General features: G+C 44.2%; 23 protein-coding genes. 12 read left to right on the top strand and 11 right to left on the bottom strand.

Going from position 1 to position 22,497, the window contains the following annotated elements:
- Positions 1-17 precede the first annotated feature (17 nt).
- Entirely contained in the window at positions 18-992 is a 975-nt protein-coding gene (locus J4N39_RS20050; protein WP_252024216.1) for a porin, read from the bottom strand.
- A gap of 527 nt (positions 993-1,519) precedes the next feature.
- Between J4N39_RS20050 and cspE the strand changes: the two genes are divergently transcribed.
- Positions 1,520-1,729, top strand: coding sequence for a transcription antiterminator/RNA stability regulator CspE (gene cspE, locus J4N39_RS20045; RefSeq protein WP_252024214.1), 210 nt, complete (start codon positions 1,520-1,522; stop codon positions 1,727-1,729).
- Between the two features lie 80 nt (positions 1,730-1,809).
- On the opposite strand, the gene J4N39_RS20040 is transcribed toward cspE, so the two are convergent.
- On the bottom strand, positions 1,810-2,550 hold the full coding sequence (locus J4N39_RS20040; RefSeq protein WP_252024212.1) for a flagellar brake protein: 741 nt from the start codon (positions 2,548-2,550) through the stop codon (positions 1,810-1,812).
- Between the two features lie 219 nt (positions 2,551-2,769).
- Positions 2,770-3,489, bottom strand: coding sequence for a PilZ domain-containing protein (locus tag J4N39_RS20035; protein WP_252024210.1), 720 nt, complete (start codon positions 3,487-3,489; stop codon positions 2,770-2,772).
- Between the two features lie 110 nt (positions 3,490-3,599).
- Here J4N39_RS20035 and J4N39_RS20030 point away from each other — a divergent pair, with 110 nt between their 5' ends.
- Complete coding sequence (locus J4N39_RS20030; protein WP_252024208.1) at positions 3,600-4,562, top strand: phosphotransferase; 963 nt, start codon at positions 3,600-3,602, stop codon at positions 4,560-4,562.
- Here J4N39_RS20030 and J4N39_RS20025 read toward each other — a convergent pair.
- Positions 4,559-5,395 (bottom strand): endonuclease/exonuclease/phosphatase family protein, encoded by an 837-nt coding sequence (locus J4N39_RS20025; protein WP_252024205.1) that lies wholly within the window; start codon positions 5,393-5,395, stop codon positions 4,559-4,561. The two genes, J4N39_RS20030 and J4N39_RS20025, sit on opposite strands and share 4 nt — an antisense overlap.
- A 147-nt stretch (positions 5,396-5,542) precedes the next feature.
- Here J4N39_RS20025 and J4N39_RS20020 point away from each other — a divergent pair, with 147 nt between their 5' ends.
- Positions 5,543-6,460 (top strand): cation efflux transmembrane domain-containing protein, encoded by a 918-nt coding sequence (locus J4N39_RS20020; protein WP_252024203.1) that lies wholly within the window; start codon positions 5,543-5,545, stop codon positions 6,458-6,460.
- On the opposite strand, the gene J4N39_RS20015 is transcribed toward J4N39_RS20020, so the two are convergent.
- The 4 genes from J4N39_RS20015 to J4N39_RS20000 form a co-directional block, all read right to left on the bottom strand.
- A complete protein-coding gene (locus tag J4N39_RS20015) occupies positions 6,457-7,317 on the bottom strand; it encodes a nickel/cobalt transporter (RefSeq protein WP_252024201.1) in 861 nt (286 codons plus the stop codon). The two genes, J4N39_RS20020 and J4N39_RS20015, sit on opposite strands and share 4 nt — an antisense overlap.
- A 1-nt stretch (position 7,318) precedes the next feature.
- Positions 7,319-7,945: a DUF1007 family protein gene (locus tag J4N39_RS20010; protein WP_252024199.1), complete on the bottom strand. Its 627-nt coding sequence runs from the start codon at positions 7,943-7,945 to the stop codon at positions 7,319-7,321.
- A gap of 154 nt (positions 7,946-8,099) precedes the next feature.
- Positions 8,100-8,444: a HopJ type III effector protein gene (locus tag J4N39_RS20005; RefSeq protein WP_252024197.1), complete on the bottom strand. Its 345-nt coding sequence runs from the start codon at positions 8,442-8,444 to the stop codon at positions 8,100-8,102.
- 40 nt (positions 8,445-8,484) lie between these two features.
- On the bottom strand, positions 8,485-10,245 hold the full coding sequence (locus J4N39_RS20000; protein ID WP_252024195.1) for an ABC transporter transmembrane domain-containing protein: 1,761 nt from the start codon (positions 10,243-10,245) through the stop codon (positions 8,485-8,487).
- Between the two features lie 105 nt (positions 10,246-10,350).
- Between J4N39_RS20000 and J4N39_RS19995 the strand changes: the two genes are divergently transcribed.
- The 3 genes from J4N39_RS19995 to J4N39_RS19985 all read left to right on the top strand — a co-directional run bounded on the left by J4N39_RS19995 (position 10,351) and on the right by J4N39_RS19985 (position 12,450).
- Positions 10,351-11,127, top strand: coding sequence for a substrate-binding periplasmic protein (locus J4N39_RS19995; RefSeq protein WP_252024193.1), 777 nt, complete (start codon positions 10,351-10,353; stop codon positions 11,125-11,127).
- 36 nt (positions 11,128-11,163) lie between these two features.
- A complete protein-coding gene (locus tag J4N39_RS19990) occupies positions 11,164-11,913 on the top strand; it encodes a substrate-binding periplasmic protein (protein ID WP_252024191.1) in 750 nt (249 codons plus the stop codon).
- Positions 11,914-12,009: 96 nt separating this feature from the next.
- Positions 12,010-12,450 carry an acyl-CoA thioesterase gene (locus tag J4N39_RS19985; protein WP_252024189.1) on the top strand — a complete coding sequence of 147 codons (441 nt, stop codon included), beginning with the start codon at positions 12,010-12,012 and terminating at the stop codon, positions 12,448-12,450.
- 37 nt (positions 12,451-12,487) lie between these two features.
- On the opposite strand, the gene J4N39_RS19980 is transcribed toward J4N39_RS19985, so the two are convergent.
- A complete protein-coding gene (locus tag J4N39_RS19980; protein ID WP_252024187.1) occupies positions 12,488-12,832 on the bottom strand; it encodes a DUF3316 domain-containing protein in 345 nt (114 codons plus the stop codon).
- A 477-nt stretch (positions 12,833-13,309) separates the two neighbouring features.
- Between J4N39_RS19980 and J4N39_RS19975 the strand changes: the two genes are divergently transcribed.
- A complete protein-coding gene (locus J4N39_RS19975; RefSeq protein WP_252024185.1) occupies positions 13,310-13,984 on the top strand; it encodes a DUF2057 family protein in 675 nt (224 codons plus the stop codon).
- A 195-nt stretch (positions 13,985-14,179) separates the two neighbouring features.
- On the top strand, positions 14,180-15,067 hold the full coding sequence (gene rarD / locus J4N39_RS19970; RefSeq protein ID WP_252024183.1) for an EamA family transporter RarD: 888 nt from the start codon (positions 14,180-14,182) through the stop codon (positions 15,065-15,067).
- Positions 15,068-15,139: 72 nt separating this feature from the next.
- Here the strand turns inward: rarD and J4N39_RS19965 are convergent, their stop codons facing one another.
- Entirely contained in the window at positions 15,140-16,642 is a 1,503-nt protein-coding gene (locus J4N39_RS19965) for a phospholipase D family protein (protein WP_252024181.1), read from the bottom strand.
- A gap of 335 nt (positions 16,643-16,977) precedes the next feature.
- Between J4N39_RS19965 and J4N39_RS19960 the strand changes: the two genes are divergently transcribed.
- Both J4N39_RS19960 and J4N39_RS19955 read left to right on the top strand, forming a co-directional pair.
- A complete protein-coding gene (locus J4N39_RS19960) occupies positions 16,978-18,225 on the top strand; it encodes an MDR family MFS transporter (RefSeq protein ID WP_252024179.1) in 1,248 nt (415 codons plus the stop codon).
- An 81-nt stretch (positions 18,226-18,306) separates the two neighbouring features.
- Positions 18,307-19,593 (top strand): DEAD/DEAH box helicase, encoded by a 1,287-nt coding sequence (locus J4N39_RS19955; protein WP_252024177.1) that lies wholly within the window; start codon positions 18,307-18,309, stop codon positions 19,591-19,593.
- 82 nt (positions 19,594-19,675) lie between these two features.
- On the opposite strand, the gene J4N39_RS19950 is transcribed toward J4N39_RS19955, so the two are convergent.
- Positions 19,676-19,891, bottom strand: a complete 216-nt coding sequence (locus J4N39_RS19950; protein ID WP_252024175.1) for a hypothetical protein — start codon at positions 19,889-19,891, stop codon at positions 19,676-19,678.
- Between the two features lie 283 nt (positions 19,892-20,174).
- Between J4N39_RS19950 and J4N39_RS19945 the strand changes: the two genes are divergently transcribed.
- Together J4N39_RS19945 and J4N39_RS19940 are read left to right on the top strand one after the other, a co-directional pair.
- Positions 20,175-20,666: a hypothetical protein gene (locus tag J4N39_RS19945; RefSeq protein WP_252024173.1), complete on the top strand. Its 492-nt coding sequence runs from the start codon at positions 20,175-20,177 to the stop codon at positions 20,664-20,666.
- Positions 20,667-20,680: 14 nt separating this feature from the next.
- Entirely contained in the window at positions 20,681-22,291 is a 1,611-nt protein-coding gene (locus J4N39_RS19940) for an ABC transporter ATP-binding protein (protein ID WP_252024171.1), read from the top strand.
- The last annotated feature ends 206 nt before the right edge of the window (positions 22,292-22,497 follow it).

The following is a 22,497-nucleotide window of genomic DNA, read 5'->3' as shown; positions in this document are numbered from 1 at the left end:
GAAGTTGTTTCCATTAGTTAGAAATCGTAGCGCAGACCTAGACGTAGGTTGTTGTCTTTGTTCTTACGATTATCAACCTTGTATGCTGCGTAAGTTTTCATGCTCTTATTGAACTTGTACTCGCCAGTCACTTCAACAAAATCCGACGTAGCGTCTTGGTCTTTGTCTTCTTTTTGATTCTGGTAAGAGCCAATGAGTGAGAATCCACCGTCAAACTTGTATTTAGCTGCCACTTCAACACCTGTGAACTCAACGTCAGTGGTGTCATTTTGCTTGCCTTGCGTGTAGGTAGCACCAATGTAAAGAGCGTCCATCGAGTAGTTCACACCACCGATGATTTGATTGCCTTTACCTGCATTCTCACCACGATCTTGAGTTGCGTAACCTAGACCAAGACCTAGACCCATAGGTAGTTGGTAAATAGCTGAAATACCGTAACCATTGTTGCTCTTGGCTTCAGAAGCGATGAAAGAACCTTGAACAGTCAGTGCATCAAATTCGCCTGAGTATAGGAAGGTATTGTTGATTTGCTCGTTACCTGCCGCAATGAACTCTTTTTGAGCGCCAGTATAAGTACCGATGTCAGACATGCCTGAAATCTGTACTGGTGCAGTGTCTTGTTTACCAAAAGAAACATCACCAAAGTTTGTGCCAAGACCTACGAACATGTAACGCTGCTTGAAAGAGCTGTTAGTATCGTTTTCTTCTGTTGTGATCTCCGACGAATCACCACTTGAGCCTGTAGATTGCTCCGCTTCCCACTTAGCAAAGCCAGTAAGGTCTTCAGTGATTTTGGTTTTACCCTTAGCATTCAGACGAGCACGGCTTTTATTTTCCATCGTGCCTTCAATGCCAGAGCTGAAGTTGCCACGAAACTCTGCGCGACCGCCGATTTTTAGTTCCGTTGTGTCATCTGAGTAAACGGTTGCTGCCATTGCAGAACTTGTACCTAGTGCCGCAAGCACTGCCACTGCTAAAACTGCCTTGTTCATTTTTGTATTCCTCACAAGATAATAGATGTTGTTTGAACGCAGACAAATATAGAGAGGCCGTTTAAAACTTTTGTGACGGAAACATGAATCAATTGTGTAACTTGGAACTAAAAATGCATTACTTTTCGTGACTTATAAATATGAGTCTGATTGTCAACTGAGTGTTTTCTTAGTTATTTTCCGATGTGAAGTGCGTCTTAAGAGTTAAAGTTGCAAACAGTGGGTCAAGGATTGTGCGGCACAGCTCAAAATAAGCACTAAATCTCATATTTCTACATCTATTTAGCGAAATTAGCAGAAATAGATATACAAGACTCGCAAACTTCCGTAGAGTGAACCTCGCCCTGTCATCAGAGCTATTTATATGAAAACAGATTTTAGAAGTTTTTCTCTACGACCTACTGTACGCAGTTAGTTTGGCGATAAGAAGTATTCAGAATTATGTTCCATTAAGTAACACTTGATTACTTGGCAAACTAAAAGCGCTAGGCGCATAAGATATACACGTACAGAATTAGGAAATACCCATGTCTAAGACAATTGGCACAGTAAAATGGTTTAACGAAGAGAAAGGCTTTGGCTTCATCACTCAAGAGAACGGCGGCGCAGACGTATTCGTTCACTTCCGTGCTATCCAAGGTGACGGTTTCCGTACTCTTAAAGAAGGCCAAAAAGTAGCTTTCGAAGTTGAGCAAGGCCAAAAAGGTCCTCAAGCTGCTAACGTTGAAGTTCAGTAATTTACTGTGCTACTGACATAGTAAACAGCCCTACCAATTGGTAGGGCTGTTTTTTTATGTGCTATGTAAACTAAGTTGGGCTATTTCAAGGCCAACTTTGTTCCATCAAATTTCAAGCAACTTAGCAGTTTCTTCACGTTTTCTCTTCCTAGGTCATCGAAGATTAACCCATACTTTGCACAGTTCTGAGAACGTTGCAAATTACATACTTTTCCACTCATTGCTGGCAAGGTTTGTACTGACTGCGCTTTTTCGGTCAGTTCAATGCGAATCACATCATCGATTTGGAAATTACGAGCAAGTGGAGAGGTTTCGATACGACAGCCGCCTTTCGATAGATCGCGGATTTCGGCTTCAATCTTACACTCTTTACAATGCAAAATGGCATGTAGAGCGACGTCATAGCGAGGTTCTTTTCGCAGTTGAAGAACCTTCATAGTTGAAGGGATCGATAGCATAAGCATAGGTACAGGGTCGTAAACCACATGAACCATTTGACTACGAAAGTAGAGAAGGGCGCCTTCACCACGAGGTGATATGGCACGTACATTTAGCCAGAAACCGTCTTGAAGAAAGTACTCCTTGTCTTCATCAGACATGTCGGGGATTTCTAGCAGGATAAGGTCATTACCGTGGGTACCAATAAAGTTGGTGGTACCTTGGTATTTAATACCCACCGCAGTTGTGATGTTGATGGTTACTTCACTCGAGTGCGCAACCATGGTCAGCGCATCGGTACTTCGCATTACGCTCTCTGTGCCGCGCAGGGCCTGAGAGTCTACTTTGTCTTTGACTGAATGAGCCACATTTTGCACAACCATAGGATCCTCAATGGTGTTCTGCCAACAGCCGACGAAGACGGCGAATTTAAGTGCTTTCCAAGTCGAGCGGTTTATTCATAACGGCTAAGTGACTTTGGAAGCAAGATCAAAGATATGGCGTGAATTGATAAGTAGTTATTATATTTAACCGCTTAAAAATACCATAAGCAAATTATAGTCGGGTATGCAAAAAATGTGATTTTTGTAGGCAAATTGCTTTTAAACTAAGCTCATTGTACAACCATCGAATGTCATCATCGCCAATAGACGTTCACCTTGTGCCTGACAGGCGAGGGCATACTCGACACCGTACTGATAGCCCGATAACGTTTTTCGACGATTTCGGACAATCGCTTGTAGCGGTGGCTCTAAGGATAATCTTGGATCAAGTTGATGGATGTCGATGCTAATTGATTGACCTTCAATAGCGGGTTTAGATATCAGTGAAACTTCCAATAGGCAGCCATATTTGGAGAGATTTAGCATTCGAGCATCATAACGTTTTTTAAGCAGCTCGATACTCAAGGACAAACTGGTTTCAAACCTTGGAGCAACTCGAATATCATACCTTTGCATTGTAGTTGGTAAAGTGAGTGCCACCATTGGCAGTGGCTCGAATATGACATGGCTGACTTGGCAACGAAACTGTAAAACGGTGCCATTGCCACGTCCTGTGAAAATCTTCATCTTGACCCAAAATCCCTCTCGCAAATGGTGTTTAATATCCGAGGTTTTGAGTTGAGGAACTTCTACCAAAAGTGTTCGCTCCGAATGAAACCCGATAGTGGAGCACTTGACCGTGATTTGGCTGCCAACTGGTGGTGCAATGGTCATGTTAGCAATGCAGGTATTGCTGATCAGATGAGCTGCCTCAACGGCTTTTACTTCCACGCTTGAAGAAGTGGTTAACTTAGGTCTTATAGCAGTAGATGTACTCACGAGTAGCTCCAAAGGGGTTCAAAAGCATTACAATACTCGAATATTATCGAGTTTTTGTTTTGGTTGTGTAAAGTTCTTTAATCCACGTTTAAATAGGTAATTCTAAATCCATGCTTCAACCGTTCGATATTTCAGGTGTTAAGGTATTGTCTGAACAGGTGATCCAATCTATATGGGGCAACTACGGTCAAGTGGTGCGCTTGACCTTACAACACGATGAGTATCAGCAAGTTGTCAGTAAGCAAATCGCATTCCCTCAACCCGCACAGCATCCTAAAGGTTGGAATACAGCAAGAAGTCATCACAGGAAGCTAAAATCTTTTGAAGTCGAGCTTAATTGGTATAAACACTATTCATTGCAGTATGACCAACACTGCTTGATGCCACTTGGTTTGCAATGTGACATTGACCAAGAGTCAATGAATCTAGTGATGAGCGATCTTGCCAGCCTTGGGCTTACTCAGACCTATTCACAAGCGGAACTGCCCCTATGGAAAACATGTTTGGATTGGTTGGCGCACTTTCATGCAAAACATTTTGGCCAAACTGGCGAAGGTTTATGGCAAGTCGGTGGTTATTGGCATCTTGAGACGAGACCCGATGAGCTAGCTGCCATGGAGGATAGCCCTCTAAAACAACATGCCCACACTATTGATAACATGTTGAGAGGGGCAAAGTACCAAACGCTTATTCACGGGGATGCGAAGCTAGCAAACTTTTGTTTTAGTCCCTCAGGAGACAAAGCGGGTGCAGTGGACTTTCAGTGGAGTGGTAAGGGCTGCGGTATTATTGATGTTGCACTGTTTGTTAGTAGCTGTGTTCCACTGGCTCGAGCAGAGCAATGGGAAGATGAACTACTCAATTACTACTTCAAACAACTTACTCAGGCTTTCTCTCACTATGGTATTAGGGTGGATGCGAGTGCTGTTGAGACAGAGTGGCGATCGCTGTATGACGTGGCTTGGGCGGACTTTTTACGTTTTGTAAAAGGTTGGTCACCACAACATTGGAAAATATGCTCTTATTCAGAGCAAAAAGCAGCAGCGGTGATCAGGGCGATTCACGCTAGTTAGATAGAGCAGCGTTGATCTAAGGTCGCCGATACTATGGCATGGTCGGAGCTTGTTAAGCCATTACTAGGCAAGTGATTATCAATGCATTGGTAATCACACACTTCTAGGTCATGAGTCACCATAATATGATCTATGGTTATCGGGCTAAAACGGTGATAAAACGTTGCCACTTCACTTGCACCCGTCGCTTTTCTACAATCAGCTACGAGTATTGAATCAGTCATTGGTTTTAAAGACTCACTATCAAGGGACTGATTAAAGTCACCCATGACAATCGTTGGCGTCTTACTGCTCTGTTTCTTGACGATCTTGTGTAATTCGGTGGCTTCTTGAGCTCTTTGGAAGCTTGATACCCACTGTCCATAAAGTTGTGACTGTTGCTCACTATATCTATCTGGCGCTGCCGAGGCTCTTTGAGATTTGAGATGTACCGATATTACGGTGACTTTTTGTCTATTTGGCAGGGTAATTCTGGCGATTGCGGGGTATCGAGCGAACTGGGAGCGTATTTTATCGCTCAGCTTTATGGTTCGAAGCGGATATTTGCTGGCTACCGCAACACAGGGCTCACTGAACACATACTCATGCTCAACTTTTGGTGAGCCCGGGCAGCAAAAATGATTATAACCAAGCTGGGCACAAACAGCCTTTAGCGCTGGAATACTAAACACTTCTTGGAATGCAATGATATCGGGGCTAACTTGCTTTAACTGTGCTCTAAGCCATTCACATTTACTCTCCCACTGTTCTGCGGTCAAAATATTATCCCATTCGTAACTTGCGAATGGTGGCTGGGCAAAATTGCACAAATTCAGGGTAGCGACTTTTATCATTATTCTTTTCTTGAAATGCTGGCTCAAACCCTACGCTAGCAGATGGAGCTATAGGTGAAAAGTGTTAGATAAGCTAGGTTAGTTGTTGTTAGATAGCTCAACTGCTGGCATTCTTGGTAGCTATTGAATGCGTAATAGGTATTTGTAGTGAAAGAAAAAATCGCAAAGGTAGAACGCCAGTCTATCAAGCTTGGAATCGTAGCGAACTTCATCATGGCGATAAGTGGATGGGGAACGTTTTATCTGTCCGGCTCAGAAGCGCTGCTTTTAGATGGCAACATGTCGTTTATTCTTTTCCTCTCCTCTTTAGTAGCACTTAAAATTTCTCGTATTAAGTCCATTCGCTCTGAAACCTTTCCGTTTGGGTTATATGTCAGCGAAGCACTCTATTCTTTGATGAAGGGGCTACTGTTGTTGGGCGTGGTGATCTCAGCGGTGACCAGCAATGGATTAAAGATCTTCCGTTTTTGGGAGGGTGAACCGATCGCAATGATAAAAACTGGCCCAATTGTTTATTACGCAATTGCTATGGTCAGTATCTGTTGGGGTTTATCGCTGTTTTATAAGCTACAAAATCGCCGCATCAAACAGGGCAGTTCAATGCTCAAAGTGGATCAGAAAGCCTCTTTTATCGATGGGATTTTGTCTGCATCAACCGGTGCAGTTCTGGTACTGATTGGCTTTGTTGAGCAGGGCAGCGCTTGGGACTTTCTATTGTATATCGGCGATGCCATTCTGGTGTTGGTTCTTGCTATCTGTATGCTTGGTCAGCCTATTGGCATTATCAAAGAAGCCTTTGTCGAACTAGCGGGTGGTAAGCTTCAAGATGAGCAAAAACACCAAGCGATCACTGAGGTGGTCGATCAGCATATGGCAGCCAGTGCACTGGGATATAAAGTACTTAATATCAGCAAAACAGGTTCGAGCTACCTAGTGCTCATTAGTATGGCAGCTGACGCACTTGTAGAAGGGGATGGCGCTCGCTTAGTTGATGTTAAGCAAGCGCTACAAGAAGAGTTAAGCGGTGAATTTACCTTCGTAGATGTGGAGATGGTGTTGGTCTAAAAAGCCAGACCTACCTGAGCTGGGGTGGCTGACGCAAGTAACAGCACTCCAGTACACATCACTAATAAGCCCCCTAACAGTTGCAACCAGATAGCGCTTTTGGAACTCGCTTTGTGATCATCATAAGCGAGATACTTTAAGATCAGCTTTTTACCTGACACGACCAGCAGCGCAATTGTCGATGTAGTGATGCAGGTACCAACGGCCATCATTAATGATCCTAGTACTCCTGCCCAATACAATCCGACCATGTTGGCAAACAGAAGCACCATGATTGCACCAGTACAAGGTCGTAGCCCAATCGCCAGTATTAGGCCGATACGATTTTGTTGGTTTTGCTCCGCATGATGATGATGCTTACCAAGCGCAGCACGCAGAGCTTTGTAGCTGACCATAACACCTAGCATCAGCACACAAAAATAGGACACTTGAATGGCGATATGTGCTTGAGCATGCACCTCTCTCATACTGGCTTTAAAGGCCATCAACATCACAGACACTAATGCGATAGCCACCAGTGCCTGCAATAGCGAAGAAAGTATAGTGATCCACAAGCTCGACTTGATGCTGCTTTTTTGTGTGGTTAGGTATGTTGCAACGATGACTTTTCCGTGCCCTGGTCCTAGTGAGTGCAAAATCCCATAGCCGAAGCTAACCAATACAAAACTTACGATGGCTTGAGGGCGATGCTCCTGAATGTCGTACAAGAGATCGCTCAGCAACCCATTAAGTTCTCGCTGTATTGCAATGGCTTGTAAAAGCAGCTTTGGCCAGTATTGCCATCCCATTACACAGCCAGTGATAAGGAGCAATGTGAACCACAGTGGTGGGCGTTGAATTGGCATAGACGACGGCATGTTACCCTCTACAGTCAATATAAGCGTGTTGGGTAAATAACTGGCCAAGAGCGTTATCTGGGTCTGCATCCATAGGCAGCGACATTGCATAGGCCATTTGCTCTGGCGTTGGGTTTGGCTCAACCAGATCAATGCGACAAGTGGAAGCTAAAGATTGACCTAGGGTTACCTGATGTGGAGAGCGCCAGCTCATTTCTACATAATAACTTGGCTCAAATATCATCAGCTTTAGCTTTTTGCCCTGGGTTGGTTGAGGATTGACTAACATCAAATCGAAATGGAGTGTCAGTTTCCCACGGTGTTGGATGAGAGAACTGGTTTTGACTTCTTTGTAACGAATCGGATTCTCACCATCAAGGAAGTAAGTGAAGTAGTGCTCATAAAGCATATTGTCCATCACTGAATCAGCGATGGCCTGCAATGTGCTTTCTCGAGCCTGTTCGGACATATCTTCCTCATCTAGCATGTAGGCAGAAGTCATGGCATCAAAGGTCCACTCCATTCTTAGACCAGTGATTATTTCACCTTCGGACATAATTTCAGTTTTAATATCGGTCCACGCATGAGGGTGGGCATTAACTGAGAGAGAGGTGATAAGGCAAAGCAAGGTAAGGTGACGTAACAACACAATCCGTTCCAGATGGTAAGTAGGCCGGCCAGTATAGAAAAGCTATGGTCCGATTGCTAATGGATTGTGGTGATTGGTGGGGCGTGTAGCATAGAGGTTGGGAATAAACCTATACTGAAGCCAAAAGAGCTCCTCTCGGAGCTCACTAAAAGGGTTATCGAGCGCTTAACGCTTCCCCTTCGAATTGAATGCCATCCCAGCCAGTGACCATAAAATTTCGTATATTCTGATGGTCATCGTTACTTGGGTTTTCTAACACATCTTGGCGGTAAAATTTACCAAAACAATGCAAGGTGTGCTCTACCGATAATTGATGCTTGGATGCAAAAGCAAAAATCTTACACGAGCCATTATTCTGATTAGCCTGATTGTGTGTTTCACCATTGGCAAATGCCGTTGGAGTAAACTCATAATTGGCATCGATGGAGGCCATTGTTTGTTCAAACTCTATGCTTGAAGGTTCGGAAGTTAGCTGGCTTAGGAATTTGTCCAGTTCCATTGGTTTCCCTTGTTAGTAGTAAATATAGTGTCGCAACAGGCTACTCTAGCAGTTGCAATTGTGCAAACTCTCGATATAGCGCATTGTTTTCTAAAAGCTCTTTGTGCGTACCCGATGCGACAATCTGACCTTTATCCATCACCAATATACGGTCGACATTGTTTACTGTCGCTAAACGATGAGCAATGATAAGTGAGGTCTTATTTTTCATTAACTCATCGAGCGCTAACTTCACTTTCTTTTCGCTCACCGCATCCAGTGCGCTGGTGGCTTCATCGAGTAGTAAAATAGGGCGGGCTGCCAAAATTGCACGAGCGATGGCAATTCGTTGCTTCTGGCCACCTGACAGGCGCACACCACGTTCACCCAAGTAAGTTTGGTACCCGTCAGGCAACTCTTGAATAAAGTCGTGCGCTTGTGCGAGCTTACATGCTGCGATTACTTCTTCTTCGGTGGCAGTTGTGCGACCAAAGCGGACGTTATCAATCACGTCATTAGCGAAAATGACGGACTCTTGAGACACCAAAGCAAAATTTTGTCGTAGCTCAGACAATGAAGTGCTCGAGATGTCGACACCATCCAGACAAATTTTGCCTTTATTAGGGGTTTGAAAGCGCAATAGCAGTTGGAACAAGGTGCTTTTCCCTGCACCACTAGGACCAACCAAGGCAACTCGTTCTCCTGGATTAATATGGAGTGAGAGCTGATCAAATACTGCTTGGTCATTGTTCTCGTAATGAAATTTTAATCCATCAACACGAATTTCTCCTCGATGTTGTGGAGGTAGAGACACTGGGTTAATAGGGTCTTGGATATCAATAGGCGCATCACCAAGCTCAAGTAATCGCTCTGTTGCGCCAACAGCGCGTTGGATTTCTCCGATAACCTCGCTCACGGTGGCAACTGCACCCGCCACCATAACGGCGTAAAACATAAATGCAGTTAGCTCGCCCGGCGAGACTTCTCCATCAATAACACTCTGCGCACCCATCCAAGTGACAAACGAGATTGCGCCGATGCTTAAAAACATCATTGAAGACATTAATAGGGCGCGATAAAAGATGCGCAGCTTAGCGGCCTCTATCACTTTATCAATGCGTCGAACAAAACCTTGATACGCTTGGGTTTGGTAGTTGTATGCTTGGACCGTCGAGATCTCGTGCAGTGATTCATCGATGAATGCACTCATGTCACCCACTTTATCTTGGCTGTTACGAGAGTGGGTTCGAACTTTACGGCCGAAAAACAAAATAGGAACTAATACAAACGGCACAGCGACTAGCACCATCATTGATAGCTTGAGGCTGGTTGCAAACATCATCACCAGGGCGCCTAGAAGGCTCACACTGGAGCGCAGCGCCATGGATAAGCTTGAACCGACTACACTTTGAAGTAGGGTGGAATCGGCAGTAAAACGGCTAATTACCTCGCCTGTACGTTGTTTGGCATAATACGCAGGTGATAAAAGAAGTAAGTGTTGGTACACGGATAAGCGAATGTCAGCACTAACACGCTCACCAAGCCAAGTCATTAGATAAAAACGTCCGAAGGTCGCACCACTGCTGACTAGGGTCACAGTGATGATAAAAATCAGTGCTTGATCTAAGTCTTGGACTGAGTCGGCACTAAAACCTTTATCAACTAATACTCGCACACCTTGGCCCAATGCGAGCCAACTTGCTGCCCCTGCAAGCAAAAAGACGACTGCCCAGAATACTTGAGTTTTGTATGGTGTGACGAACTGCCACACCCAACGGATAATTTGACCAGAGCTGAACGTCGGGGAATTTTGTTTATCCAAGAGCTAATCCTTGCGATTTGGTGAGTCGTCGCCAGTTTAGCCGACTTTCGTAGATTTCTTCTACTACTCTATAGATATAGTTTCATAATCCTAAGAGGTTCGGCTATGACATTTCATTGGTTGAGACGTGTAATTGCTTTCACTATCGGCGCACTGTCTTTTCTTTCGCTGCCAGCTTCAGCAAATCTACAGATTTTTACTGAGCAGTTTCCACCTTACAATTATCGAGAAGTCAATCAACCTCCAGAGGGGATTGCCGTCGACTTGTTGCTAACTGCGGCAGAAAACGTCGGTCGAGATATCAAGCGTGAGGATATTCTAGTCCGACCTTGGCCAAGGGCGTATCGAGCGGTGCGCATAGAACCGAATACCATCTTGTTCTCTATGGGACGCACAGCGAAACGGGAAAACATGTTCAAGTGGGTTGGACCCATTGGCGAAACTCGAGTTGTGTTATTGGCTCGCAAAGACAGCAAAATCTCAATCAATTCGGGTGAGGAACTTAAAAATTATACCATTGGTGTGATTCTGGATGATGTAGGTGAGCAGTTGATCATAGAAGAAGGAGCAAACATTGCCAGACTTGAGCGAGCAACGACGGCAGTCTCCTTGGCTAGAATGCTCGATCTGGGTCGAATTGATTTGTGGGCGTATGAAGAAAGTGTCGCTCGCTGGAGTATCTCTAAAGCGCATTTGAACAATGAACTCTTTGAAGTGGTGTATGTCTTGAATGAGTTACCGATGTATTACGCCTTTAACCCGGAGACCGATCCAGTGTTGATTGCTGATCTACAGCGAGGTGTCGATATGGCCAAAGAAGTGAATAAGTCCACCGGCATGAGCCAGTTGGATGAGATTCGAGTTCGCTACGGTGTCGAGTAAATTGCTATGGTGTGCAGGCGAGCGATATGGTTCAGTTTGAGCTTGCTCTTTGTCGTTTTTCATATCACTTCTGTTTGGGCGGCTAAACAGGAGCTTACTTTTTACACTGAAGAGTATCCACCTTATAACTATCAAGAGAACGGTGAACTTCGAGGTATTGCCGTTGAGTTGCTGATTGCGGCAAACAGTAACATCGGTAGAGAAATAGAACGTGAAAACATCAAATTGAGACCGTGGCCAAGAGCTTATCGAGCCGCTCGTTCGCAATTAAATGCCGTGCTGTTTTCGACTGCTCGTACTGAGATGAGAGAAGCTTTATTTAAATGGGCAGGTCCAATTGGTCAAACTCGGATCGTCCTACTTGCTAAGAAGAGTGCAGGTGTAAGGATTGAACACCCATCGCATATCTCACGCTACTCTGTTGGAGTAATCATGGATGATGTAGGTGAACAGTTGTCACTAAAAGCAGGGGTTCCTGCTAGTCAAATTCAGCGTGCAAATAATGCTAAGTCGTTGGCCAAAATGCTCAATCTAGGCCGAATAGATGTATGGGCCTACGAAGAATATGTGGCTCGATGGATACTACGTAAAATAGGCTTGGACAGTAATGACTTTGAAGTGGTTTATGTACTCAATGAGTTAGAAATGTTTTTTGCCTTCCACCCCGAGACCGAGCAAACCATTGTCGATGAAATGCAGCGAGGCATTTCAATGACTCAGAAAGTCGACTCCAAAACCGGTCTTAGCCAATACCAGGAAATCATCAATCGCTATCTCAACCAGTAATAAAGTGTGACTTCGTTATCAAGTTAAATTCAAACGCTTGTTTTAATTTAACAATGTATTTACATTGTCGAGGTCATTTATTGAGAAGAGACCATCATGGAAGATTTCAAAAAGCAATTCTCATCTGTCACTGAAATTAAAGTGGCATGGGGAGAAATGGATGCACTTAACCACGTCAATAACGCCGTCTACTTTCGCTATTTTGAGACCGCTCGATTAGATTACTTCAACCGAATTGAACTTATGGAAGAGATGTATGATACCCAAGTTGGGCCAGTGTTGGGCGCAACGGATGCCAAGTATATTTTGCCCGTTACCTACCCAGACACCCTGCTAGTGGGAACTAACGTTATCGATCTGCAAGACGATCGCTTTACCATGGAATATCAGGTATTCAGTCAGCAACAATCTAAAGTGACAACGGTTGGACATGCGACAGTAGTAATGTTTGACTTCAAGACGAAAAAGAAAGGTTTATTGTCCGAGCGACTGACCAAGTGTATTTCGGAGCTAAGCCCAAAAAGCACAACCAAGTGATAACACTTGGTTGTGCTGTTTAAATGTGGGACACGCCCTAGTCGTTGTCACGAATTTTGTAGCTGTAATCTACGTTGACTAACGCACGGTACATGATTTCCCCTTTACGTGGGGAGAATGCTTCAATGGTAACTTCTGAGCCATTGACTAGCAGACTATTGAAGATCATATCGTGCTTGTTAACACGTAGCTTTTTCGCAGCCATTTGACCATCGAGTTGGTCAATATTAGCAGCCAAATCGTGTCCTGCGTCGAATGCTTGCATCCGATCACTGAACCCGTCCGAACGTAGTGTGGTTTGACTGCTTACCGAGTATACGGTGGTTGCGTATGCACTCGTACTGATTAAAGCGGCTGTTGCTAAAGCGATTAACGTTTTCATAAAACACCTCATAACTCCATCTTACTCAACAAGACACACTTAAACATCCGTGTGTCCAATGCGACACTCATACTGCTCGTGTACTTATACGTGCCCATCAATTGTTCGATCAATTTAGCGGTTAACTAGTTATCGGTTATCAAATCGATGTCAGCGGTATGATCAAAAAGACCGATGATGAGGCAGAAACTTTCGAGTTTTGTTTAGCACTAAAGGTTTCTATTTAGTCGAAAAGGGTTTATGACGCATGCTCTCTAGTCGCATATAAAGCATTTTCAATGGCTTAAAAATGACATTGTGGGGTTACCCCTAAGAGGTATGTTTGTTTTGCGGTATTAAATATGCATCAAGCACAGATTTGTCGGCGATATATGTCAATATTTAATGAATTTTCAATAATTTTGCTCAGTCAGGCTTGCATTGCGAAGTTGGGACAGGCAACCTTTCTGACAAGTAAAACCAATAGGACTATGGTAAATGAAATTTGCAAAATTATTGCTGGGTTTGGCAGCAGCGGGTGTTGTGACAACAGTTAATGCGGCAGTAACGATTGAATATGGCGACGAAATTGAAATGCTTTCAGTGAATGAGGATCGTCCACAGGAAAAAGGCAGTGGCATGTTTAGCTCGACTAAAACGATCACTTTGCCCGACGGAGAGAACCAGATCGTATTTCGCTATGAGCCATACTTTGACCAAGGTAATGACCGTGTATCTGTGCCGAGCCAAGTGATTATTGCCAAGATCAATCAAACTGATGCTGAGCTGAAATTTGACATGCCAAACTTTCGTGACGCTCGCACCGCTAGAAAGAAGATTGATCCATTGCAGTGGTCGCTAGTTGATGAGTCTGGGCAAAAGATTGCAGTAGAGGAAGATACTCTAGTTCGTCATGGCTACCAATTAAGCCGTGATTTCCCACGCGAAGCGCAAGATTACAACCGAGCTCAACAAGGGCCTGCGGCACTGACTCTCCAAGCGGTTGCGGTTCCTGCTGTAGTGGCGGCAAAAACCCAAACCGAAGCTCCAAAAACACAAGCTGCTCCACAAGTAGCCAGCGATGATACCGCAGAAGAGATGCTACACTTCTGGTATCAAAAAGCCGATGCCGAAACAAAAGCTCGCTTTAAAGCGTTTGTAAACGGTCAATAATTTAAATCTGTAGATTTCTATCGCCAATCAGGAGTCATCTTGGTTGGCTTTTTTATCGATAATCTTGCGACTTGAGGGTATGGCTCACTCTCGAGTTAAAATCTGAACAAAGGATTTGTTCCGCCAAAATTTCTCTTTACAGTATTGTGTTTACCCCTAAAATGACGCCGTTTCTTTCCTTGTTGAGATAGCATTATGAGACCCACACGTTTCGGAGACGTGATGGCGGCGATATCTTTCCTTATCTGGGGACTTCTTCCGCTTTACTACCAATTTATTCCCAACGCAGCAATGGATGAGATGTTGGCGATCCGATTAATCGGCTCGGTACCTTTTGGACTTTTGATTCTGGTTTTAGTTAAGGGACGACTACCAGATATGAACACCATTGTTGCAGACAAACGCTCCATGCTTTATGCATTTGGGGCGAGTGTGATGATGTGTGTGTCTTGGTCTGCATTCACGTGGGCGATCACTCACGAAAGAGTCATAGATGCCAGCCTTGGTTTTTTTATTAGTCCGTTAACCATGGTTGCCTTAGGTGTGCTTGTACTGAAAGAACGACTCTCTTTTGGTAAAAAGCTTGGAGTGGCATTTGCCAGTTTAGGCCTGATTTATCAGGTAGTGCAGTATGGAGAAGTGCCAGTCATCGCATTGATTATGGCGCTATTTTTCACCTTCTATGGTTGGCTTAAAAAGAAAGTTAACTATGACTGGGCTACTTGTTTATTCATGGAAGCCTTACTTGTTGCACCATTTGCGTTAGTTTACATCGGATTTAAAACCGCAACTGGAGCAAGCGTGGCACTAGGGGCAGATACAGCCACATTCTTGCTCTATGTGGGCTCTGCGCCGATGACCTTGCTGCCACTAGTTTTCTATTCGATCGCAATTCGCCACACCCATATGTCCAACGTTGGTCTGATGCAGTATATCGAGCCATCGATTCAGTTTTTGCTTGCTGTATGGTTGTTTGGTGAAGCATTTGATGATGTGAAAGCGGTGAGTTTTGGTTTGATTTGGTTTGGATTACTAATCACTATCGCAGAAGTTACTCGCCAAAAAGTGGCGCGTTCATTCTAGGGCGTGTTGACCTTTCGAGGCCGAATTTTGTTCAATCTAGATGGGTTCTGAGCAAGGAATGAGGAACTGCGGCTAAAGTAGTTCCTCAATAGGTAATATACCGCTAAACCAAGCACCCATCTTGCGCCAGATGCTCGCGTCTGGCTCTCCATCAACAGCATAGCCTTGCTGATGGTCGACCCAAATCAAATCCCCATCTTTTAATTGCACTTGATAAGCGCTACGTTTAAGCAGCTCAGGCAACTCTAGATAAATATTCTCGCAATATTCAGGGTGGGTGAGTATGACTCCCAACTCGGTATTGGTTTCTACTGAGCGAGGGTCCCAGTTCATTGAGCCGACAAACAGTTGCTGCTTGTCGATAATCATCGCCTTAGCATGTAGGCTAGAGCGACTACTTCCAGTAAAACTCCAATACTGTTTAATCTTCGCATTGGCTTTAATTTCCCAAAGCTGAATACCATTTTCGACCAAAGATTTTCGATATTTAGCGTACCAACCATGGACAGCAAACACGTCGTTGGATGCGAGTGAGTTGGTTACGACGATGATATCTATGCCTCGCTTTTTAGCCTCAATCAGATTTGTTGTGCCTTCCTCTGTCGGCACAAAATAGGGAGATATGATCAGCAATGATTGCTCGGTATCTTCCAAAATGGTGCTTAAGCTGTCGATAAGTGAACGGTCTTCACCACTCATTTTTTCTGGGCGATCATAAAGCACTTCTGCATCTGCCCAATAGAAGTTGAGTTGCTGGTTGATGAAGTCTTGATAAAGCGGTAGTCGAGTGAAATCGTATTTGTCGCTAGAGAATTTGACCCCAATTTCTGACTCATCATTCCATTGCTGGACGATAGTGTCGTTGATGGCTTCTGTTTCGGGTGTAAGCCACTCAATTGGCACTGAGAAATCACTATTCCAATAAAGGTCAAATTGGTCGCTTACAGATTCAACGCTCGAGCCAACCAGAAGCAAATCAAAATCCCCGAATTCTACTTCTTCAGAAACTGAGAAATACTCGTTGCCTATATTGCGTCCACCTAAGATGGTGGTGATCCCATCAACAGTGAGTGACTTATTGTGCATGCGACGATTGAGGCGAGAAAAGTCACTTATCATCGCAATTGAACGTGCGGATCGATATTGGTGAGGATTAAACAATCTCACCTGGATATTGGGATGATGACTAAAGCGTGCCATGTCGCTGTCATTGCGATTTTGCATGTCATCAAGCAAAATTCTGACGCGAACGCCTCGTTGGGCGGCTTTATATAGTTTCCATGAAAGAAGTTGGCTTGATTCGTCATCACGATAGATGTAGTACTGAACGTCGATGCTCTGCTCTGCTGCATCTATCAGTGCAATGCGAGCAAGTAAGGCATCGTGTCCTAAATTGAGCGGCAAAAACCCTGTTTGCTGGTTTCTCTGAACAACATCAAGCTGAAGGTACTTATCGAGGCGAGAACCATCAGCATAATCGAGGTGATAGCTTGGTGTTTTCTCAATGCGACTGGTATCGATAGGTGACGCACACCCGACTAAAAGCAAACAGTAAATCAATATGAATAGTCGCATCGTATTTTACAAAACCTGAGTTCAGAACGATGGCAATTATGCCAGTAATCATTGAGGTGTACAGTTCTAATCAAACCAAAGACTTACAATTGACTATTAACTCATCAAGCCTAGGTGCGGTTTTCGATCTTGGCTAGCACCGCACGTTAGTCTGAATAGCGAGTTGGTTAAGCGAATTGTTTCAAATTTGTGAACATTCAAAGCTTGATACCCAGATAAAAGCATAGTGAAAATAGTCATTTACGCGCAATATCTCGAACTTTTTGTGACCTCTGTTAATGAAACTAGGTTTATATATACTGGCTGATAGTAATCAATGTCAGCAAGGAGGCCAGATGGAAAATCAGGAAAGTTTGTTTAAAGTACAGCGTGTGAAGCGATTTACCCGCCCTGTCTGGATTGTGCTGATTGGTACCTTACTCGCCCGCACGAGTTATTTCATGGCTTGGCCTTTCTTGATTGTATTCCTGTACCAAGATTATGGTGCCAGTGAAGTAACCATTGGTTCTATGCTGGCTATGTCCGCACTCATTAGTGGGACAACAGGCCTCTATTCTGGTTACCTATCCGATAAATTCGGCCGTAAATCGGTAATGGTACTTGGCAGTATTATTGCCTCGCTGGCCTACACAGGGATCGGACTTGCAGATCAGATTTGGCAGTTTTTTATCTTGCTGATGATGACAGGACTGATGCGACCAATGATTGAAGCGCCTTCTAAAGCGGTGATCAGCGATTGCTTAGACGATAGTAAAGACCGTGAGTTGGCACTCAACATTCGCTATTTTCTTCTTAATTTAGGCGGAGCTATAGGACCGCTGATTGGTATCACTTTGGCGTTGGCGCATCCTCAGAACCTATTTTTGGTCTGTGGCTTGGTTTATATCGCTTATGCGCTGTGGATGTTTGTTGGTATTCCTTCTAAGGATAAAACCTTGAGTGGGGAGGGGCTGCCGAGTTTTCGAGCGACGATCGGCATCATCAAAAACGATCAGATATTTGTCTATTTGCTGCTGGCTAACTTCATCATGCTGTTTGTCTATGCGCAGTACGAGTCGTCGATTCCGCAAGTCATCGTTCGCTCTTCAATTGAAGAGTCTGCCAAACTGGTCGCAGGTCTAGTGCTTATCAATACGATGACCATCATTATTTTCCAGTTTCCTATGCTCAAGTTGCTGGAAAAAGTACCGCTGTTTAAACGTACTCGTATTGGGATGGTTTTAATGGGGTTGGCTCAACTCGGATTCATGCTCACCCCAGAAAATTCCGCTTGGGGCTGGGGCATTGCCTGTTTTGTGTTGGCATTGGGTGAGGTGATTGCGTTCCCGACGTTGAACGTGCAAATAGACCGACTTGCACCAGCCCATCTTAGAGGCAGCTACTTTGGTGCAGCTGCTCTTGCCTCGCTCGGGTTCGCTGCGGCACCACTTCTTGGTGGCTTGATCATCGGCACGTTGAACTCTAATTGGTTGTTTGGCATTTGTTTCTTGCTCAGTGTTTGGATGATTTATCTATACTTCAGAGTAGAAACATTAACCAGCGAACCGAAGCAAAACCAAACTGTGTGTGAATCAGGGTCATAATTGGCAAATATTTGTGAAATTGATCGCTTGTTTTGGGTATACTACGCCGCTATTTGAAAGACTCATTAGGATCAGGCTGAAATGTCATTTAATTCACAAGGTTTTGCACCGGAAGTTGTTAAAGCGCTAGACGAGTGCGGTTATGAAAAACTGACCCCAATCCAGCAAAAAGCGATACCGCTGGCTCGCAAAGGTCACGACGTACTTGCAACCGCACAAACTGGTACGGGTAAAACTGCGGCGTTTTCATTGCCTGTGATCCAGCAATTGCTTGATTCAGGTCGTAGCGCATCACCTAAGGCAGCAAGAGCACTAATTCTGGCTCCTACTCGTGAGCTCGTGGCGCAGATTGCTGATAACATCAAGCAGTACACTAAATATACTGAACTTAAGGTTGCGGCAGTGTATGGTGGTGCCAAAATGTCTAGCCAAGTTCGTCAATTAGAACAGGGTGTGGACGTTCTTGTCGCGACGCCTGGCCGTTTGATGGAGCACATTCAAGAATCAAATGTATCTATCGCACAAATTGAGTTCTTGGTATTTGATGAAGCGGATCGAATCCTAGATCTAGGCTTTATTAACGCCGTACGAGAGATCATGGTTATGGTGGAGACTGCTCCACAGATCATGATGTTCTCCGCAACTACATCAAGTCAGTTAAATTCTCTTGCTTCAGATATTTTGCGTAAACCAAAACGTGTTCATGTAGCGCCAGCTAATGCTACCGCAGATACTATTGCACACGTTGTTTACCCAGTTGATCAAGAGCGCAAGACAGAGCTTCTATCTGAGCTAATTGGCCGCAAAAACTGGCAACAAGTGCTGGTGTTTGTGAACTATAAAGAGACGGCTAATGACGTGGTTAAAGAGCTTAAACTGGATGGCATTAAAGCGGTGCTTTGTCATGGTGATAAAGCGCAAAGTGCTCGTCGCCGTGCTTTAGCTGAGTTTAAAGAGGGCAAAGCAAGAGTCATGGTGGCGACGGATGTCGCAGCGCGTGGCCTCGATATTGCGGGACTGCCGCACGTAATTAACTACGACATGCCTTTCTTGGCGGAAGACTATGTTCATCGCATTGGTCGTACGGGTCGAGCGGGCGAACAAGGTCATGCCGTTTCTTTCGTTAATCGTGAAGAAGAGTTAACCGTAGTTCAGGTAGAGCAGCTCATTCAACAACGAATTCGCCGCATTGAGCTTACCGGTTATGAGCCCAAAGCTCGCGATGCATATATTGCAAAATTAAACAGTAAACCTGCATATAAAAACCGCCGAGGTCGTCAGAACAACCCGAACCAATCTGCAACTGATCAAGGCTCTGCAGAGCGTCGTATGGCGATTATTAAACAGCTGCGCAATCGTAATAAATAATCGATTAAGCGAGAAATGTAAAATCCCGACTTAGTTTTTCTAAGTCGGGATTTTTCGTTTCAATTTAACGCAAATTTTATCTCTACCAACGATCGCTTATCCAGCCACCCGCTTGTTCGTCATAATGTAGTCCATTGAACCGGCTAGTTTTTTCTACGATTTCTTGCCCTGTCTCTGACTTCTCGTCGATAAGGTGTTGAATGTGACTGGCCATCGGGTCACCACATGCCAGTCGTTGCTGCCTCGTCGCAACTTCCTTGATCATTTGTAAGCGATAAGACGCACTTGCTCTTTTCATTTTGGTGACCTCTTGTTGTTTGACACTAATAAGGAAATTTAGGAGCTGGATCACACTACGTCAAACTCAAGACAAGTTTATTTTTTATGCACTAGATAACCCGTTAATAGCTAACGAAATAAAAATTTAAACTAGGTGTCATACTCGAGTTATCCTCAACATTAGTTGCATATCTGGCTAAGCCTAAAGTATTAGTCAGAATTACTTATCGAAGTGATAACTATTTGCATTATCAACTAAATTCAATGAAAATGCTTTCAACATGGAATGCTTGGAGCAAAATATGGATATTGAACAGTGTTGGCTGAGGTACATCGAAGCAGAAAAAATGAGCAATGCGGGCTACTGGAATGAGGCTTATCATTTGTTTAACTTAGTTTTGCCTCGATTTCCTGAACACATTCAAGCGATGCAAGAGTCAGGAGAGGCCAAGCCTTGCAAATTGCTATGTATGTTCGACGGCTATCGCAGCTCAGCGATTTATCAGTCTGAGATCCTAAATAAAATGGGCTCGACTCAAGAAGCCTTTGACCTGCTAAATCAGACTTACAGCTTCTTTCAATTCTTGTCGCTAGAACCAAGTAATCATATTAACCCCATTGCGTCAGCATTGGAGCAGCATAGCGACTTTCTTTTTCGCCATATCGCAGCTTTTTGCCACGCCAAGCGTGATGCTAGTTGGAGCATTGAGCTAGAACATTTGCATCGTGCGCATCAGCAGTTCCATCTGTTAAAAAATCACACTCCAGCAGAATTTTCAGTAACCCTTAATTGATTGAAGGATCATTCATGTCCGCACTTTTAACCGTTAATAATCTATCGGTTTCGTTCACGACGAACGATGGCCAAGTAGATGCAGTAAAAAACGTTAATTTTAGTTTAGCCAAGGGAGAGACGTTGGCCATTGTTGGGGAATCAGGCTCAGGAAAGTCTGTATCAACCAGTGCGGTAATGAGGTTGCTACCTCATAACGCTATTGTTTCTGAAAATGCAGAAATCAAATTCCAAGATTTAGATTTGCTTAACTTGTCGGAAAAGCAGATGTGCAATTTTCGCGGCAATCGAATCGGAATGATCTTTCAAGAACCAATGACGTCGCTTAACCCTTTTATGCGAGTCGGGCCTCAAGTATCTGAAGCCTTAACTTGTCACAACAAAGTGACTCAGCAGGAGGCGACAGCGCGTGTGCTTGAACTATTCGAGTTGGTCCACTTGCCAGAACCAGAAAAAGCTTTGAAGAAATACCCTCACGAATTCTCCGGGGGTCAGCTCCAGCGTATCATGATTGCAATGGCATTGATGAACGAGCCAGACATTCTGGTTGCTGATGAACCAACGACAGCACTCGATGTTACTGTGCAAGGAGAAGTACTTAACCTCATCAAAGAAATTCAGCAAAAAATGGGCATGGCTATCTTGTTTATTACCCATGATTTAGGGGTTGTTAAGCATTTTGCCGATCGTGTGGTCGTCATGTGTAAAGGGGATATTGTAGAAACAGGTGAAACCAGTCAATTGTTCCAGAATCCCAAGCATGACTACACCAAAATGTTGATTAATTCGGTACCTCGAGGTTCGAAAGACCCTGACATTGTGACAGATGAGCCATTGATTTCAGCGCAAGATATCCGAGTTAAGTTTATGGTTAAACCCCCATTTATGGGCCGCAAAGCTGAATATTTTGAGGCGGTTAAAGGTATTAGCTTAGATCTACGTCAAGGGGAAACCCTTGGCATCGTAGGTGAATCAGGTTCAGGTAAATCGACATTAGGACGAGCACTGATCGGTTTATTACCTTCTTCTGGCCAAATTAAGTTCCGAGGGACTGACCTCGATAGCTTAAGTGAAAAGCAGAAATTTGCATTAAAAAAAGATATACAAATGGTGTTCCAGGACCCATATGGCTCCTTGTCTCCTCGTATGACCGTCGGGGACATTATTACTGAAGGATTGACCGTTCACCACAAGCATCTAAGCAAAACCGAACGTATGCAGAGGGCGAGGAAGGCTTTAGAGGAAGTGCGTCTTGATCCCCATTCAATTAATCGCTATCCACATGAGTTCTCTGGTGGTCAAAGGCAGCGCATTGCCATTGCAAGGGCACTTATTCTAGAGCCTTCGTTTATCTTACTGGATGAGCCCACATCGGCGTTGGATCGCTCTGTACAGCTAACAGTGATTGAGTTGCTCAAAGATATTCAGAAGCGCCGTCAAATCGGATTTTTGTTTATTAGTCACGATCTCAGCGTGGTTAAAGCGTTGTCGGATCGAGTTTTGGTCATGCAAAGGGGGGAGGTGATGGAGCAGGGAACTGCCGAGGAGATATTCCGCACACCGAAACACTCGTACACTAAGAAGTTACTTGAAGCATCGTTCGATTTAGACGAAACAATCGCTTAAATTCCTCTATCTAGGCAGGCGTTGTGCCTGCCTGTTTTCTCTTCAATAAGACATACTATTCGCTAATTTATCAGTAATGGTACGATTACATACCAAATTCAGTCATCAATTTCTTTGACAGGGTTTAGAACGGTGTTTTTCTGAATTAGAGTACAAAAAGTGTGCTCTGCCTTGCAAAAATTACTACAATTCAACAAGGTTACAAA

Source organism: Vibrio sp. SCSIO 43136 (assembly GCF_023716565.1).
In the GTDB taxonomy this organism is placed as follows: domain Bacteria; phylum Pseudomonadota; class Gammaproteobacteria; order Enterobacterales; family Vibrionaceae; genus Vibrio.
The sequence above is the reverse complement of the archived record's forward strand: the minus strand, read 5'-3'. Positions and strand labels throughout refer to the sequence as shown.